The organism is Pseudomonas sp. Marseille-Q5299 (genome assembly GCF_943737035.1).
Lineage (GTDB): Bacteria > Pseudomonadota > Gammaproteobacteria > Pseudomonadales > Pseudomonadaceae > Aquipseudomonas > Aquipseudomonas putida_E.
Genome location: NZ_CALSFR010000001.1, coordinates 740,479 through 755,034, shown reverse-complemented (window position 1 = coordinate 755,034; position 14,556 = coordinate 740,479). Strand labels below are relative to the sequence as shown.

The following is a 14,556-nucleotide window of genomic DNA, read 5'->3' as shown; positions in this document are numbered from 1 at the left end:
GAGCAATGCCCCAGACCTTCTGATCTGGGGCACAGTTTTTTCAGGACTTGCTTACTGCAGATTTAATTGCGCCCTCAGCCATACCACCTGCTGCTCTGCCTGCTTGTTGAACGCCTTCCGTACCTTTCGTAAGACCGTTCAAGATGTTTCCGGTTTGCACTCCCGACCATGCAAGTGCTGCAACCCAAAATAGTGGAAGCAGGATAAACATAGCTCCCATGACGAAGTTTAAGATTGCATCTTGCGTCGTGGTGTTTAAACCCATCACTGGATTAAATGATAGGTGTGGGGAGCCAGAGCCGTAGAGCACGTCGATTATTGTACTGTCTATCCAGCGTGCAAGCTGGAACCAAAAATCAACGAAAATCAGAGCGAACATTACAACCGACATGGTCATAGCGACCTTTAGTTGATACGCGCCCAGGATCAATACAAAGGGTATGCAGATCACCATGGCCATTTTGAGGAAAGCCATCACCATTGGCAGAGCTTGCCGAACCATGTCCATCGCTGGGAAGTAGGCAAGGGAGCCCACCGCGACACCGAGGGTGCCGCCAGCCCGGGCAAGCCCGTTCCACGCGGTCCCACCGATCTGTCCACCATAGTCGGTGTAGACGTCCCCGGTGACCTGGCTGGACGGCGACACGAGCTGGCGGATCATGGAGTCGGTCACTTCCTCCTGAGACAGCCACTTTGCCCATCCCAGGAACTGGTTCAGAAGGCTTGGATCGACCTGAGCCTTCAGTCTGTCCCGAAGGCCGATGCTCCCGTCCGCCCACCACTGCTTGCAGGTTGGATATCCACCACCCCCGGTTACCTGTGGCATCCCATCATCACGTTTCGTGTCATATGGCCAAGCGGTACGCGGGGTCCTCGAGTAGTCGGTGTCGTAGTAGCCAGATGTATTCAGGAGGTAATGGGACCCGATCCAGTTCAGGTCTTGCAGGGCCTTCTCGTCTTTGGCAATCGAGCTGATGTCGGGCTGACGCATGAACAGGCGAGCGCGAGAAGGACCAAAGCAATCGTGGGTGAAGTCAGCCACTTCCTGGGCGAGGAGAGGGTTGCCAATCCTCATTGCGTCGACCTCCATGCGCATCTGCCGAAGATCGGTTCCACAAGGTATGGCTGCGACGGCGCCGCTGTTCAACCCTTTGGACAGCGCATGTACCAAGGCCCACCAGACCGGCACTTTGGCACTCTTGCCGGCCAACGAGCTGAATGTCGTGTTCCAGCCGGTATCGGCGGGAGCCGGCGTGAGTACCTGGCACTGCTGTCCGCGTTGCTGATCGAACTGGAGGGTGTCAAAGCCCACGGAGATGGCTGGCACCGCGCACAGGGACACCACCACATACCCAATGTACAGCTGGGTTTCGATACGAGCCAAGGACAGGACGCCCTTGTTACCCTCATCCGCCCCCTCGCCACGCACCTTGATCCATTCACGTGCCACGATGATGATGAAAGGCAGGGCGAACAGCCCGGTGTCGGAGATCATGTCCCAGATCCCGTTGTTGATGATCCACCCGACCAGGGTCAGGTAATACTCCAGGTAGTCGTTCGTGTAGAGGGTCATAGCACCTCCGACCAAGCGATTGGCGCCTTCGAGATCTCGATGATTACGAACAGCAGAAGAACCAGGAACTCGATTCGCTGCATGGCCTTGGAGGGTTGACCAGGCTCTGGTTCAGGCAGGCGTGCCTTGAGCTTCACCCACGCGAAGACGATGCTGCAGTAGAGGGCAAGCCGCCATAGCAGCAGCGGCAAGTAGTTACCCTCACGCCATTTCAACCAGGAATCGAACAGGCCCAGATGGTTGACCGCGATGATGCCAAGCAGCACGCTGAGCAACAGCATCACCGTGCTCATGAGCACGCCGCCCAGCAAGATCTTGAAGGGGTTGGTCTTCTTCTCGACTTCTTGGGGCATGGTCAGTCCTTGCCGGCAGGCTTCTGCAGCTGGATCAGGCGATCCTGTTCTGGCGCCGCGTCATAAACCGCCCGTGAGTTCTCGGAGCGGGCCTTGCCGCGCTCGATGATCTTCATCGGGGAGTTGTTCGCCAGTTGCTGACGCATGTCGAGCTCGGTCTTGAGGTTCATGATGAGCTGCTGAAGCGTGTCGACCTGCCCGAGTGTTGCCTCTACGGCCAGCTTGTTGGCGTTCACGTTGGGCTCCTTGCTGCCTGTAATCAGCATGCGCTGCAGCAGGAGACCTTTCTCCAGGACATCAGCCAGGGCGACTTCGGATGCCAGTCGGGAGGCCAGTACGGCCTGGTCCCGCTCGTCTCGCAGGGCTGTTACAACGCCGCGGGTGATGGGGAGCGAATCGCTGCTGGCCTCCCGCAGCTTTTCAGAGGTGATCTGGGTTCCCGGCTTCAGCAACTCCTGGAGCGCGGCGAGCTTCTTGTCGTATGTCTCCTGGATCAACGGGGTCAGCCCAACCCCAGGGGTCGACGTGGTGCTGCAGCCCTCGCAGGTCTGGATTTGCTGCTCGCCGAGTACACGATTGGCAAACTGGGCTGCTTCAGCTGGGGACTCCCAGCTGCCGCACACCAACCCGTTGGAGCAGCTGGCTGCAGGGATGCTCGAGGTTGCCTCGGGCGCACGATTATTGAGCAGGTTGTAACCCGCCTTCGCCACATCACCCACTACTTTGATGGGTTGCTGGCCACTGCCGCCCGCCTGCTTACCACCAACCCAGGCGACACCGTTGGCTCCTGGGGCAGTCTCGACCTGGTCGACCACGGCCACGGCGTCAGTGCTCGAGGCCAGGGCCTGGCCCATCTTCTGGCCTTCGGCAACCTTACCCCAGCCCATCTGTCCTCCGGCCATGTCTGCCATTCGTTCGGCCATGGCCCGGCAGGTTCCCTTGGAGCGATCGTAATCCAGGCGGGCTTGAAGGATGCCGTTCGTAAGCAGGTTGTACAGCGCAGGGTTTGACCGTTGCAAGATCATCGCCGGCAGCGAGGTAACCGCCCCTGTAGCGTTTTGGATGACACTGCTCATGATCTGCTGGAACCCCTGTGTTGCACCGTTCAACTGGTTCTGCAGGGTGTTGCTGAGGTCCATGTTTCCGCAGATCAAATTGTTCTGCCAGCCGGCGCCGACGGTGATGCTTTCCATCTGCCCGGCGCTGCCCATCTGGACAGCACTTCCACCTCCGATGCTGTAGAGCACGTCGTCGCCGATCACACTGCCCTGGGATTCCACCTTGATCGGGTCAGCGGCCTCGGCCGAGCACCAGGTGCTACCGACGCCCACGGAAAGAACGATGGCAGCGGTTAACTTGTTCATAGAGCACTCCAGATCATGTCTTATTGGAAGTCAGTGCTTCCCAGGAAGGTTTGGCCCTTGCGCTCGCAGCAGGAGTAGGGTCGCCACAAAGCCCAGGCATATGCCTCGTCGACTGCGTCTGCGTTAGGGCCGGGGGAGGGGAAAACAGCGCAGGACGGGCTCATGGTTGGCGTGAGTTGTTGCCACTTGCCGGTGGCCGCCTCGCCCTCACGCAGCTCACCGGCGGGCCAGTAACCTGGCTCTGCCATTCCCAGCATTGGCTGGTAGACGTGCGGTTGACCGTTGCGTGTGGTGATGTCCCCGGCTCGCTGTGCGATCACGGCTGCAGCTTTGAAGTCGTCGGTTTGGTGAATGAAGCCGCTGCGGGGGTAGACGCTTCCCCAGAGGTCACCGGAGAGTGTTCCACCGACTTCCCGCATGCCTGGAGTGAGTGCCTCGGGATAAACGGACTCAGGAACGCCGTAGCGCCATGCGAGCGTGTCCAGGGTGCTGAGCATGTAGGGCACCAACGGTGTCGTGGCGCCATGGCAGGAGTATCCAAACGAGCTGGCAAACCTGCCGAACACAACAGCTCCCGGATGGCCTATGACGTCAGCCTCTTTGAACTTCGTGATGTTGTTCTCGGCATTGTGATTGGTTGTGCCATCGTTCCCGGACTGCGCAGTGGCGTTAGGCATCCCCATGGGGCTCACCTCTGACCAAGGGTTTTCGCCGGTGTTGGCGTAGGCCGATACCACGGCATCCGGGATGTAGTGCTTCACCTTGGTCGAGGTCTTCACCGTGCATCCGATCGGGGTACAGAGCAGCCAGTAGCAGATCCCCACCACCTTGTACTCAAGGCAGCTTGGCGAACTGGTGGAGGCCAAGATCGCGGCAGTGTTGACGGTCGCAAATGCCGAGAAGGACAAGGCTGAGGTCAGAACAGCAGCTAGAGTGCGGCGGGGCATGCGCCTCATCGTCACCTCCTCACCGCTTGAATCGATTCGATGGCCGCTGCCACGTTGGGCTGGCCATACACCACGAATTTTCGGTCCACCACGACGGCGGGGATCTTCGAGACGCCGACACTCCAAGCATCAGCGTTTCCCTGCTGGGCGGATGCCAGCTCTAGCACCAATGCTGCCCCGGCAGGAGTGCTCATAAGCTGTCGAGCTTCGAGAGCGGCCTGGTGGGGATTGGGTGGCAATCTCCGAGACAACTGCGCCTCAATGCGCTGTTGGTCATCGAGCTTGATGACTCGCACCTCTGCTGGTACGGAAGTTAATGGGTGCGCCGAGTCGGTTATGGCCCAAGTCTCAGCGTGGGCCGAGACCTGGGTCAACAAGATGACAAGCACAGGGATTGCTCGCCATGATGAGCGGATGTTTGTCATAAAACTGCACCTGAAGGGGGGACCGGTACAGGGAAACGGATCGTCCCTTCAGGTGCAGTAGGAAATAGAAACTCAGTGGGCTTGGATTTCTAACGAGGTGTGGGCTCGTCCCCGGTGCGCTCCAAGCGCGAGCCTCTCAGACTTGGCAAAGCCTGGCTACCCTGTCGATTTTTGTCGAGAACTGTGGCTTGCGCATCTAGCTGTGAGCCGGCCGGCCCAGCAATCTGGCCAATCGCGGGCAGCTAAACGGGGACTACCCGGTCGCACGACGACCGGCGTACAGTGAGTACACCGCAGAGTACTGCACCAGTTGACCGCCCAAGTCGGGATTGTCGGAAATTACCGGATAACTGAGATCACCCCATTGATCAAATTTGATTGACACAGGTGTCACCTTGTATATCCTTGTACATGAGGACTGCAACTGCGCATTCGTCGGGACTGGGTACCAGCAAAGGCCCCCCCGCAATTTTGGCAGCAGAGAAAGCTGGTTTCTCTGAAGTAGTGACGACGGGCCTAGCCTGTCGGATTCTGAACCCAAGGTCGTTAGACTGGGAGCTAAAGGATCGCTGCGACTACTCCTCATAATTTACTGAAAAGGCACCCACTGGGTGCCTTTTTTTTTACTTGGAGTTCGGCGATGGGGTCGCCGGTTGGGGGGCCGGGCGCTGACGTGGAATGTTCCCCACCAAGGTGCCATGGGCGCGACGCTGCGGATACCAGGTGATGACGTGGTAGGCAAAGCCCAGACCCCTCTCATGGCGAGGTTCGAGAATCAAGGTGCCTGTGGACGTTCGCAGTACGGCGATTCGGTGACCGCTACGTTGTTCCTTGAATTCGCAATAGATCTCCGCGCCGGGCACGATCATCTTGGCAATGAGCTCCGCTACCCCGTCAATCGAGGAGCAGCCGTGCTTGAGTAGGTCGGTCTGATGCGCTTCCCATACATGAATCACACCGAACCCGCTGCCGGCACGCCGGTGCACGCCCACGCGAAGATATACCTCACCCCCAGGCAGCCCGAATTTCGGCATCTCAGGAATCGTGCCGAAGCTGTACCCGCCGTTTGGATGAGCCACCAGCGTGTTTTCTTTCAGTTTGAGCAATTCTGACAAGGGGGCGATCCAGAGCCAGGCGGGTGACGGAATGCCAGTATTGTGACACAGGCCTTGGCCAACCCGTATGCCCTGGATACACAGCTGTGCACGCGAGGCATACTCTCGATAGCATGGCCAACCCGGCAGTTAACCAAAGGATCGACCCGTGAGCAAAGCCCCCCCATCCACCGCACTCCCTACCGTGCTATTCCCCCAAAAAATGTCTACCGCTTGGTGCATGGTCGCCTTTGAGGAGCTGGAAGAAGCGATGTCATTCATCGAACCGGGGATTGGTGAGCTGAACGCCAAGCAGCGCTTCCTTTGGGAGCAGTACAAGGCGATGACCCGTCAGTTTGCCCACGACATGCTGTTGGCCGAGGGCAATTCCGAGGAAATCGACCGACGCTTGGGCATTCAGCGCAGTGACTATCTGCCGCCGACTGACTGAAGCCCCCGATCTCGCCGCTCTTCAGTAGCGTACCTCGAAGGTGGGCGAGTCCTCAGCGCGCTGGCCTCGGCGATCGTATAGGCGGGTGATGCTGATGTTGGCATGGCCCAGCCAGGCCTGGACCTTGGCAATGTTGGCATTGTGCTTTAGGGCGTTGGTGGCGGCGGTTGCGCGCAGCCCTACATCCCCAGGCCCTCGACGGTGATACTGGTAGCCTTGGCTCAGTAACCGGCAGGATCAAGGCACTGGTTGCACGGTATGTGGGGTGAGCACCTGGACGAAGGTATTGACCTCGACGTTGACATAGTCGCGGGCACCGATCACCCCCCCGTTATGACCTAAGATGTACAAGTACCAGTTGCTTGCCTTGGCGCCATACTGGTGGGACTTGCTGACGTCGCCGGATGACAGGCCGACGCCGCAGCGGAACACGACATGATCGTTCACGAGCACGTCCTTCGCAAAACGACGCTCGACCGTGTAGGTATTGCCGCCAGGGGCACCCATGAAGACCGTGACTGGTTTTTGACAGGTGTTGCAGGTCCAGTTCTTCATGTTGATCTTACCGATCTGCCCGCGCAGGGTTTGACCGCATGGGCAGGTGTAGTGCCGGTCGTGACTGTTGCCGAGGGTGATGAACATACGAGCCGTCCGTGGTGGGTTAGGGTGATAAGGTATTTTATCGACCTATTCCACCCGCGCCGCAAGCGCTCACCACAGCTCGATCACGGTTCCCGAGTCCGGCGCATACCAGTCAACGATTACAAAACGCCCCTTCCCTGTAGATGCGTCGTAGTCCATGAGGACACAGTCATCATTCCATTTCTGCAGTGCCCTACTGAGCTCATATTCGGAAGGGAACACCTCCTCAGCATGTTCAAGTTGAAACCACCCATGGCCAGAGCCTGCACCTGGGCAGAACCTGCTCGGTAGGTTGCTTTCTTCGTCGTTGTTATTGGTGCTCAGGACCCTCAGCTTTGTCATCGTGGCGCCTCCGCTTTTTCCTTCGTAGGTTGAGCGGCTAGAGCATCTATGACCGATAGCAGGGCGGCACTGTCTACCGGGCCCTCCAGGCGTACTGTGTGTCCGGTCAGGCTGTCGGTGACCTCGAGCGTGGGGGTGCCGGCAATGCCGCGGCTTTGGGCCACAGCCCGTTGGCGATGAACTGCCGCCGCGATGTCCATGTTTGTCCTGGTGCAGCTGGAGAGGGCCTCTGATGAGACCTCGGGCAGTTGCAACTCTGCAGTCAGCCCCTGCCCGTTACCCCGAGTCTGCAGCAGAACCTGATCGATCGCCTGCCAGAACACGGCTGCTCCTCCCAAGTAACCCGCACATTGCACGAGCCGGGCCTCCGAAAGCGCTGCGCTGCCATGGCTATCAAGGGGGAAGTGGTGCCATGCGAGCTTTACATCCTCCTGCTTGCTCACCCACTGCTTCAGTTGAGGCGTATACGCCCTGCAGTAAGGGCATTCGAGGTCCGCGTACTCAGTGATCACCCACCGTGCACTCGGTGGGCCGAAGTACCAGGTTTCGTAGGCGCTTCTGGGGTTATTGCTCTTCGCAATCTGCCAGTAAGCGCCGAGGAGGGCGATCACCACGATACCAACGATGATGGTGATGGACCTGAGGTTACGCATGCTTGCCACCCAGATCACCTGGCTGGCCCAGTTGCTGTAAGGCGGCTTGAAGATCCTGGATGGCCCCCTCCGGTTGGGGATGCTGTTTCAGCCACTCATTCAGGACAGCCTGGATCAGAGGCATAATGTCGCGACGGTCCACCGCGTTATTTTTGATCTGTTGCAGTTCATCAATGAGCACAGGGGCGCATACCGACAGCGACTGGAGGGTGTCGTGGCCGGGGTCTTTAAGCAACTGGGTCAGGTTATCGATGATGCTCTGGGTCAGGGTATTCATGACTCTCATGCCATGCGCTCCACGGCCTTCTTCGTTTCGGGAAAGGTGATGGGGAAAGGGGTGATGCCGCGCTTGCGGTCCAGTTGAGCGGCGACTTCCAGTGCAGCATCCAACTCGTCGCAGCCGAGGGCCTGCATGATTTCGTAGCGCTGCCGCTTTTCCTCAGGCTCAGTCATCGCCAGAGACAGGCACAGGCTTGGTGGAACGACGCGGAACAGCAGCTCGATCCGCTTGGCGAGCACAACCCCTTCGGTGAACTTGCCGTTCTCCTTCCTGGCCGACAGCATCATTGTCTTCTGTGCAGGGGTCAGCTCGCGGAATCGTGCGATCTTCTCCACCTCGTCAGGTGGCATGTTCAGGCAGATCCACCACTCGATCATGTTCAGCAGCGCGGACGCTTCGGGAGGGACGTCATCGACGTTCTGGGTGGCCATCCAGAACCAGGCACCGAGCTTCCGCCACATCTTGGTGATCTTCACGGCGTACGGGGAGAGCAGTGGCACTTTCAACTGGATGTGGCCTTCGTCGGTGAAGAACACCAGTGGCCGCCCCTTGAACTGGTCACGCTCGGCGATGTTGTTCACGGTGTTCAGCAGCGAGATATAGGAGATGGCCATCTGCGCCTGGTAGCCTTCCCGCGCATACGTGGCCAGGTCGACGATCGTGACATCTGCCTCGGGCCAGGCGGTACCGGGTCGGTTGAACATCTCCGCTTCGGCGCCCATGGTGAACATCCCCATGGCCTCCGCCATCTCCATGAAACGGTTGCGCCGGCTTTCCGGGATCCCGTCGTCATTCGCCATCGCCTGGAGCGCTGCGCTGACATCCTCGGTGAGCACAGGACGATCCTCGCTGACGCACAGTTCGGCGGCGTTCAAGATGCATTGACGGATGGCGCTTCGGTCTGCCCGACTCAGCCGGGCATCTTCCTTCGGTTCACCACCGGTAATCATGAGGCGTGCGGTGATCTCCAGCTCGCCCAGGATGTCTCGCTGTTCGTCCTCCATTCCTGCCAGTGCATCAGCCAGGTGCTCGTCGGAGGCGTCGACGTCCGCCGGATCCAGGATCTTGACCTGGTCTTTGTTCTTGATCAGTTGTACGGCGTCGACGAATGGCGCGAGGCTCACCCCAGAGCCCGGGGCCAGACGGACCCGGTTGACACTCAAACCGAGTTTCTTCGCAAATTCGCCCAGCAGACCGAAGCTGTTACCAGCCTCAACGATGAAAAATCGAGGGCGGTAGAGGGCCAGGGTTTGCATGATCAGGTTGTTCGCTGTAGCGGACTTACCCGCGCCTGTGGGGCCGAACAGGAACAGGTGAGCATTCATCTGCCGGTCGAGCTTGTTGAGCGGGTCGAATGTAAGCGGTGCACCTCCGCGGTTGAACAGGGTGAACCCCGAATTTCCTGTGCCAGTCGAGCGGCCCCATACGGGGGCTAGGTTGGCAACGTGCTGGGTGAACATCAGTTGCGTGTACCAGTCCAGTGCCCGGCTTTCACTGGGGTCGAAATTGCATGGCAGCCAACGCAGATAGCTGTTCAGTGGCGCTACTTCGTCTTGAGGCTGGACAGGTTGCATGCCGGCACCGAGCAGCACGTTGCACAAGCTGATGGTGCGCTCCTCAAGCACGGCATTGGACTGACCACGGAGGAAGAAGGCGACGCTGCCGCGATACAGCTTGTGCTTGCGCCCGAGGATCGACCGGGCCTGCTGGACGTCTTCTCGCGTGTGGCTGGACGCCTGGGTGTCCCCGATCGCTTTCCTGGACAGTTGTTCGAGGTGCCCCTCGAGCAGATCCTGAGGCGTAGGCACCATCGTGATACACAGCACGGTATCTTCCGGGAGTCGATCAAACAGCGAGTTCAGCGCATCAGCCTGTTTGATCTCACCAGTCAAATGGCCGGTAGGTGGAGCATTCTTCAAGCGATCGAGCACCACAACGCGGTGCGGCATTCCATCGAACGACCAAAGGCCGTTGGCCAGGTCGGATCGCGGTTCGCGGTAAAACAGGTTCTCAGAAAAGTCGGTACCGCTGGCTACAGGAAGCTGCCCTTGCTCAAGCTCCCGTGGCGGTTGGCAGACTGTCTCGTAAAAGCGGCGGATATCCTGATCGGTAGAGCCCAGGTGGTCGGGATGCGGGTTGAACCAGCCCACGAACCAGCGTTTGATGGCGTGGCCATCCATGCGCTTGGTGGTGACGCCGGCGTTGGCCAGCGAGCCTTTGAGACGGTCGCAGATGGCTTTGAGGTAAGTGCCTGGCTCCTGACCGCGAACTACGAGATCCTGTTTTTTCACGCGGCGATATACGACCAGGCGGACCTTTCGCGTTTGCCCCCGCCATGGCAGGTGGCTCACCGCCGTATCTATGAACAGGCCACCGGGCTTGGAGATGGACTCCAGGTGATGTCGGAACAGCGCGAGGTACAGTTCAGTGAAGCCGGTATTCTCTGCCCGGGGCTGAACATAGGCTCGGAGGTTTTCCAGGTAGTCGCCCCAATCCGTTTCGTCCTGGGCGTAGAGCTGGACGACCCAGTGCGAGCTTTCGAGTTCATCAAAGCTGTCCTGCAGCACCCCTTGCAGTGCATCCCGGGCTTGTTTGAGCCAGTCCTCGGAGCGCCCTTCGGTACCGATCGGGACCAGCTCGAAAAATGCGGCTCGGGACACACCGTCCTCGAGGAGCATGGCCTCTTCCTCGGGCAGGTATTCTGCCCACGGCAGCATGTCCACGAACGACGGGTTGACCTCGTACATCTTCGATACGTCTGCTTTCGTCGCGGGCTGACGCTTGGGGTTTTGCCAGTCGATCGGCGAAGGAATTCCCAGTGACTCCAGGCGCGTGATGTACCGGTCGTTCGCGGCCTGCCGCTCATCATCACTTAAGGTGGTGCTGTCTGTAGCGGGGTTGCCGTCGGCCAGCTCGTCTGCGGCTATCTGGCCGACTACGGGTTCAATAGAGGCTTCCCGTGGTTTACCGAGCCATCTGTTGATGAACTGCATCAGTATTCCTCCGTCCGTTCTCCGGGCATCGCGTACTGCACTCGTTGGTACATTGGGAAGACCGTGGTGTAACCGGGGACTGGGACTGGGTCTGACCCCGCTAGGTGAGGGAACACATACATGACCAGGTCCGGGTTGGGCAGACGCCGGAACTGGCTGTAGATCTCGTTCTGCGGCGTGCGGGTGAAGGTGTCAGCACCGGCTCGCTGGTGAGCGATCTGCGCTTCATCGATCGGTCGGCGGAGTTCCTGCCGAGCATCCAGAAGCATTCTGCTGCTGGAGCTGCCAGAGCCTCCGCCGGAGGTGCCGTGCTGCCAGACGTCCATCATGTTGTCTTCTCCATGGGGGAGGAGCTCGTCTTTATCTGTCGTGCATCCACCGAGCATGAGGGCGAGCACGACCCAGGCCCCTGCCTGCAGGCGGGGCTTAGTCCAGGTTTGCGGATACATGGTTGGCTCCGGCGTTGTAGTCGACCTTGCGGCCCTTGATCTCGTAATCGATGGCGAGCTGCTGATCCAGGTGAACGGCCACCTTCGCCCCAGGCTGGACATATACGGCGGCAAACGCTTCACCGTAGAGCTTGTTCATCCAGGAGCGGATATCGCTCACGCCGCCGGTGAGGATGGCGCCCATGGCAGAGTTCCCCGAGGAGCCCGTTGTCCCGAAAGACGTTCCCCCGCTACTGAAACTCGTCGAGCTGTTCTGCTCATCTGCCTTCAACAGCTTGGCGATGCCGGCACCCGCAGCCGTGACAAGTGATTGGTTGGTCAGGTACTCCTTGGCGTTCGAGCGACGATCGCCGGAAATGCAAGGGATGCCGTAGGCATCGCTGATCCAGCCGAGCCCGCCTTGGATCGCAGGTTGTCCGTTGCTGCTGCTCTGGTTGTTGTTCTGGCTGCCGTTGCCTTCCTCGGCCGGCGCGGGGAACGACCGGATCGTGCCGTCGGCGAATACAAAGGTCAGGCTTCGGACTTGGCCACGTACACAAGACAGCGTCCAGTCACCAGACGCGGTGCCACTGGCGACGGCGCCGACTACGTCAGGGATCTCGATGCCATTGGCGGTCAGGTTGTCCGGACCAATCAGAACCTTAAAGGGGAATGGGTCATTGACTGTTCCATCGATCGGGACTCGGCCAATGAGTGCCGACATCGCCACTGAGCCCATTAGCGTGGAGTTCTGGGGCAGGGTGTAGGCTTTTCGGACTTGCTTGCGCGCATCCTGGGGAGACATTTCTGCACCGACGTTTTGCGCTGTGGCGCTCAGAACGGTTTGGCCTTTGTCCAGGGCGTTGCCAAAACTGGTCGGGTAGTTGAAACCACTAGCCGTTTGGGCAGAACCAGGCTGCAATGGCTTGCCGCTGGCATCCAGGGGCGTTGCATCGGTGGGCTCGATCCAAACCAGGCCACTCGCTTTAGGTGAGCGGTCGAAGCCCGCTCCGTCACCAGGTTGGACGCCAAGCCCTATGGGGAGATCCTGCCTTGCAGCACTGGGGTTCTGTGACAGGTTGTCCAACTGGCGTTGGAACTGGTCCAGCAAACCCGCACTCTGGTTCTTAACCTGCTCCTGCAGCTCTCCTTTCGCATTGCTCAGCTTGGTATCGACGTTCTGATTGATGCGGGACAGCTGAAGCTGGAGTTCAGCGTTCTGATCCGTGAGTTTCTTGTTGTCGGTCAGCACCTTGGCGACCTGGTCCTTAACTTCCCGGCTTTCAGCTACGACTGTGCGTAGGGTGTCGGCAGGAGTGTCACCGTCTACCCCCAGCTTGCGTGCGGTATCACTGCCAATCGTGATCGGCTCATCATCTGGTGCTGCCGACTCTTTCTTGCTCCCACCCTTGAACAAGATGATGAGCGTGACGATCAGCACAGGGACCAGTAGGTACTTGAGGAGCGGGTTACTTTTCAGACTGCCCACGGCGACCTCCTGCTTTCGGATCGACTTGACTGATCGAGGACGGCAGTAGGGCTTCTTTCAGGCCCTTCCCCTGAGTTACCAGGTAAAGCGTTGTGGTATCGGTGGCGTTCCCGCGGGCGCCGAGGTATGGATGCTGGAAGGTGGCAGTGGTGAAGTTGCCCATCAACTCTGTAGGGTTCATCGTCAGTTGCTGAGCGCTCAAATTGCGGAGCTTGACGGCAGTGACGTAGCTGTTGTCGAGGCGCCAAGCGCCCAATACAGAGGCCTCCACTGGAAGTACTGGCAGCAATGTCCCCAGGTCGATGCCTTTATCAACGCGCACCTGGCTGATGCCGGCGACGGGCTCAACGGTCCTCAGGGGGGCGTAGAGCATTTGGGCTGCATAGCGTGTGAGGGCCACTGGCGCTGGTGACTCATGGCGCGGTGCCGGCGCAACATCTTCCTCTTCCGAAGCCGTGGATGGCTTACTGGTTTTCCGAGCGGGGGTGCTGTCCCCGTAGTAGGTTGCAGGGGCTGCACCCGCGACGATCTTCGCCGGCTCCAGCTTGGCCTGGCCCTCTGCTGCCGGTGTCGCGGCAATATCCACCAGCATGATTTCGCCGGTGGTGACGTTCTGCAGCTGCAGGCGCGTTGGTGGAATTTCCTGGCTCGCCAGCAGGTAGACCGCGCCACCAGTGCTCTGGACCCGCAGCAGGCCAGCCAGCTGGGGAGGCATGCCTACGCGCACGTTCTGATCGACGAATACTATGCGCTCCTGCCCGACGATCAGCGGGATGGCCATCGGAATGCGCTCCCACTGCAGTAACTCAACCGCTTTGGCGTCGGCGGCCGCAAGCAAGCCCAGGGCGAGGAACCACGCGCGCAGGTTCATGGCTTCACCCCTGCGCTCTGCAGATCGACCTCAATGCGCTGTGGATTGGAGGCGTAGCAGTTCCACATCAACCCGAAGGGGTTTTTCTCGGGATTGACGTCGGCACGGACAATGGACAGTGGGTAGCGCGTCATGGCTCGCTTGACCCGTTCACCATTCACTGACTCATCAGCGAGCAGGTCCAGGTTGACTGTCCAGTCGTTGATACCAATCTCGACTACGCGCTGCACGCCTGGATCGGTGAGCCCGTGGCCTGGGATTTCTGAGACGTTACGCTCACGGCGCCGCAGCTCACCGGCGTTACGACGTATCTCGTAATCCTTCTGCAGGTATTCCTTGCAGCTTGGTGTCACATAAGAGGCGAGCCGGCCGATGTTGTCCTGGTAGTCATCGTCCCCATTCTTCTCCCAGCGTTGCATCTGCTGGAAAATGTAGAACCCGAATGCATAGACGTTTTCTGGCGGCACCTCCCACCACTTGCGCGTACTGCCAGAGCGAAGGTCCGGTGGTACATGCACAGTCAGGTCCTCGGGGGCTTTGTGCCAGCCATAGAAGGCGAACAAGCTGACCGCTCCGAGTACCAGTACCGCTATTCGCAAGCTGAGTATGTGTGCCTGCTGTGCATCCACTCGTTTTCGAAAACTCATGCAG

15 protein-coding genes and 1 pseudogene are annotated in these 14,556 nt (G+C 59.3%); 1 reads left to right on the top strand and 15 read right to left on the bottom strand.

Annotated features, from left to right (window positions below; all coding sequences use genetic code 11):
- Nucleotides 1-40 precede the first annotated feature (40 nt).
- The 6 genes from NGJ21_RS03470 to NGJ21_RS03445 all read right to left on the bottom strand — a co-directional run bounded on the left by NGJ21_RS03470 (nt 41) and on the right by NGJ21_RS03445 (nt 5,777).
- Entirely contained in the window at nt 41-1,573 is a 1,533-nt protein-coding gene (locus tag NGJ21_RS03470) for a conjugal transfer protein TraG N-terminal domain-containing protein (protein WP_251961847.1), read from the bottom strand.
- Nucleotides 1,570-1,926: a hypothetical protein gene (locus tag NGJ21_RS03465; RefSeq protein ID WP_251961846.1), complete on the bottom strand. Its 357-nt coding sequence runs from the start codon at nt 1,924-1,926 to the stop codon at nt 1,570-1,572. The genes NGJ21_RS03470 and NGJ21_RS03465 overlap by 4 nt, the downstream gene beginning before the upstream one ends.
- A 2-nt stretch (nt 1,927-1,928) precedes the next feature.
- On the bottom strand, nt 1,929-3,290 hold the full coding sequence (locus NGJ21_RS03460; RefSeq protein ID WP_251961845.1) for an integrating conjugative element protein: 1,362 nt from the start codon (nt 3,288-3,290) through the stop codon (nt 1,929-1,931).
- A gap of 20 nt (nt 3,291-3,310) precedes the next feature.
- Nucleotides 3,311-4,246: a TIGR03756 family integrating conjugative element protein gene (locus NGJ21_RS03455; protein WP_502943487.1), complete on the bottom strand. Its 936-nt coding sequence runs from the start codon at nt 4,244-4,246 to the stop codon at nt 3,311-3,313.
- Nucleotides 4,247-4,248: 2 nt separating this feature from the next.
- Entirely contained in the window at nt 4,249-4,662 is a 414-nt protein-coding gene (locus tag NGJ21_RS03450) for a TIGR03757 family integrating conjugative element protein (RefSeq protein ID WP_251961844.1), read from the bottom strand.
- 623 nt (nt 4,663-5,285) lie between these two features.
- Nucleotides 5,286-5,777 (bottom strand): hypothetical protein, encoded by a 492-nt coding sequence (locus NGJ21_RS03445; protein ID WP_251961843.1) that lies wholly within the window; start codon nt 5,775-5,777, stop codon nt 5,286-5,288.
- Between the two features lie 250 nt (nt 5,778-6,027).
- Here NGJ21_RS03445 and NGJ21_RS03440 point away from each other — a divergent pair, with 250 nt between their 5' ends.
- On the top strand, nt 6,028-6,207 hold the full coding sequence (locus NGJ21_RS03440; protein ID WP_251961842.1) for a glutathione synthetase: 180 nt from the start codon (nt 6,028-6,030) through the stop codon (nt 6,205-6,207).
- 21 nt (nt 6,208-6,228) lie between these two features.
- Here NGJ21_RS03440 and NGJ21_RS03435 read toward each other — a convergent pair.
- The 9 genes and pseudogenes from NGJ21_RS03435 to NGJ21_RS03395 all read right to left on the bottom strand — a co-directional run.
- Nucleotides 6,229-6,428: pseudogene (locus tag NGJ21_RS03435) on the bottom strand (tyrosine-type recombinase/integrase); the annotation flags it as partial.
- Nucleotides 6,429-6,444: 16 nt separating this feature from the next.
- On the bottom strand, nt 6,445-6,849 hold the full coding sequence (locus NGJ21_RS03430) for a hypothetical protein (protein ID WP_251961841.1): 405 nt from the start codon (nt 6,847-6,849) through the stop codon (nt 6,445-6,447).
- 338 nt (nt 6,850-7,187) lie between these two features.
- Complete coding sequence (locus NGJ21_RS03425) at nt 7,188-7,844, bottom strand: DsbA family protein (RefSeq protein ID WP_251961840.1); 657 nt, start codon at nt 7,842-7,844, stop codon at nt 7,188-7,190.
- On the bottom strand, nt 7,837-8,130 hold the full coding sequence (locus NGJ21_RS03420; protein ID WP_251961839.1) for a death domain-containing protein: 294 nt from the start codon (nt 8,128-8,130) through the stop codon (nt 7,837-7,839). The genes NGJ21_RS03425 and NGJ21_RS03420 overlap by 8 nt, the downstream gene beginning before the upstream one ends.
- The gene (locus NGJ21_RS03415) at nt 8,127-11,117 is read right to left on the bottom strand and encodes a conjugative transfer ATPase (protein ID WP_251961838.1); all 2,991 of its coding nucleotides are present in this window, start codon (nt 11,115-11,117) and stop codon (nt 8,127-8,129) included. The genes NGJ21_RS03420 and NGJ21_RS03415 overlap by 4 nt, the downstream gene beginning before the upstream one ends.
- Nucleotides 11,117-11,566 carry a TIGR03751 family conjugal transfer lipoprotein gene (locus NGJ21_RS03410; protein ID WP_251961837.1) on the bottom strand — a complete coding sequence of 150 codons (450 nt, stop codon included), beginning with the start codon at nt 11,564-11,566 and terminating at the stop codon, nt 11,117-11,119. Before NGJ21_RS03410 ends, NGJ21_RS03415 begins: the two co-directional genes overlap by 1 nt.
- On the bottom strand, nt 11,544-13,034 hold the full coding sequence (locus NGJ21_RS03405) for a TIGR03752 family integrating conjugative element protein (RefSeq protein ID WP_251961836.1): 1,491 nt from the start codon (nt 13,032-13,034) through the stop codon (nt 11,544-11,546). Before NGJ21_RS03405 ends, NGJ21_RS03410 begins: the two co-directional genes overlap by 23 nt.
- Nucleotides 13,015-13,905 (bottom strand): TIGR03749 family integrating conjugative element protein, encoded by an 891-nt coding sequence (locus NGJ21_RS03400; protein WP_251961835.1) that lies wholly within the window; start codon nt 13,903-13,905, stop codon nt 13,015-13,017. The genes NGJ21_RS03405 and NGJ21_RS03400 overlap by 20 nt, the downstream gene beginning before the upstream one ends.
- The gene (locus tag NGJ21_RS03395) at nt 13,902-14,552 is read right to left on the bottom strand and encodes a PFL_4703 family integrating conjugative element protein (protein ID WP_251961834.1); all 651 of its coding nucleotides are present in this window, start codon (nt 14,550-14,552) and stop codon (nt 13,902-13,904) included. The genes NGJ21_RS03400 and NGJ21_RS03395 overlap by 4 nt, the downstream gene beginning before the upstream one ends.
- Nucleotides 14,553-14,556: the final 4 nt, after the last annotated feature.

What these genes read in the sequence shown, in the direction of transcription:
- NGJ21_RS03450 (WP_251961844.1), bottom strand. Translation starts at nt 4,662, where the DNA reads ATGACAAACATCCGCTCATCATGGCGAGCAATCCCTGTGCTTGTCATC.
- NGJ21_RS03425 (WP_251961840.1), bottom strand. Translation starts at nt 7,844, where the DNA reads ATGCGTAACCTCAGGTCCATCACCATCATCGTTGGTATCGTGGTGATC.
- NGJ21_RS03415 (WP_251961838.1), bottom strand. Translation starts at nt 11,117, where the DNA reads ATGCAGTTCATCAACAGATGGCTCGGTAAACCACGGGAAGCCTCTATT.
- NGJ21_RS03460 (WP_251961845.1), bottom strand. Translation starts at nt 3,290, where the DNA reads ATGAACAAGTTAACCGCTGCCATCGTTCTTTCCGTGGGCGTCGGTAGC.
- NGJ21_RS03470 (WP_251961847.1), bottom strand. Translation starts at nt 1,573, where the DNA reads ATGACCCTCTACACGAACGACTACCTGGAGTATTACCTGACCCTGGTC.
- NGJ21_RS03455 (WP_502943487.1), bottom strand. Translation starts at nt 4,246, where the DNA reads ATGAGGCGCATGCCCCGCCGCACTCTAGCTGCTGTTCTGACCTCAGCC.
- NGJ21_RS03400 (WP_251961835.1), bottom strand. Translation starts at nt 13,905, where the DNA reads ATGAACCTGCGCGCGTGGTTCCTCGCCCTGGGCTTGCTTGCGGCCGCC.
- NGJ21_RS03395 (WP_251961834.1), bottom strand. Translation starts at nt 14,552, where the DNA reads ATGAGTTTTCGAAAACGAGTGGATGCACAGCAGGCACACATACTCAGC.
- NGJ21_RS03410 (WP_251961837.1), bottom strand. Translation starts at nt 11,566, where the DNA reads ATGTATCCGCAAACCTGGACTAAGCCCCGCCTGCAGGCAGGGGCCTGG.
- NGJ21_RS03420 (WP_251961839.1), bottom strand. Translation starts at nt 8,130, where the DNA reads ATGAGAGTCATGAATACCCTGACCCAGAGCATCATCGATAACCTGACC.
- NGJ21_RS03440 (WP_251961842.1), top strand. Translation starts at nt 6,028, where the DNA reads ATGTCATTCATCGAACCGGGGATTGGTGAGCTGAACGCCAAGCAGCGC.
- NGJ21_RS03465 (WP_251961846.1), bottom strand. Translation starts at nt 1,926, where the DNA reads ATGCCCCAAGAAGTCGAGAAGAAGACCAACCCCTTCAAGATCTTGCTG.
- NGJ21_RS03430 (WP_251961841.1), bottom strand. Translation starts at nt 6,849, where the DNA reads ATGTTCATCACCCTCGGCAACAGTCACGACCGGCACTACACCTGCCCA.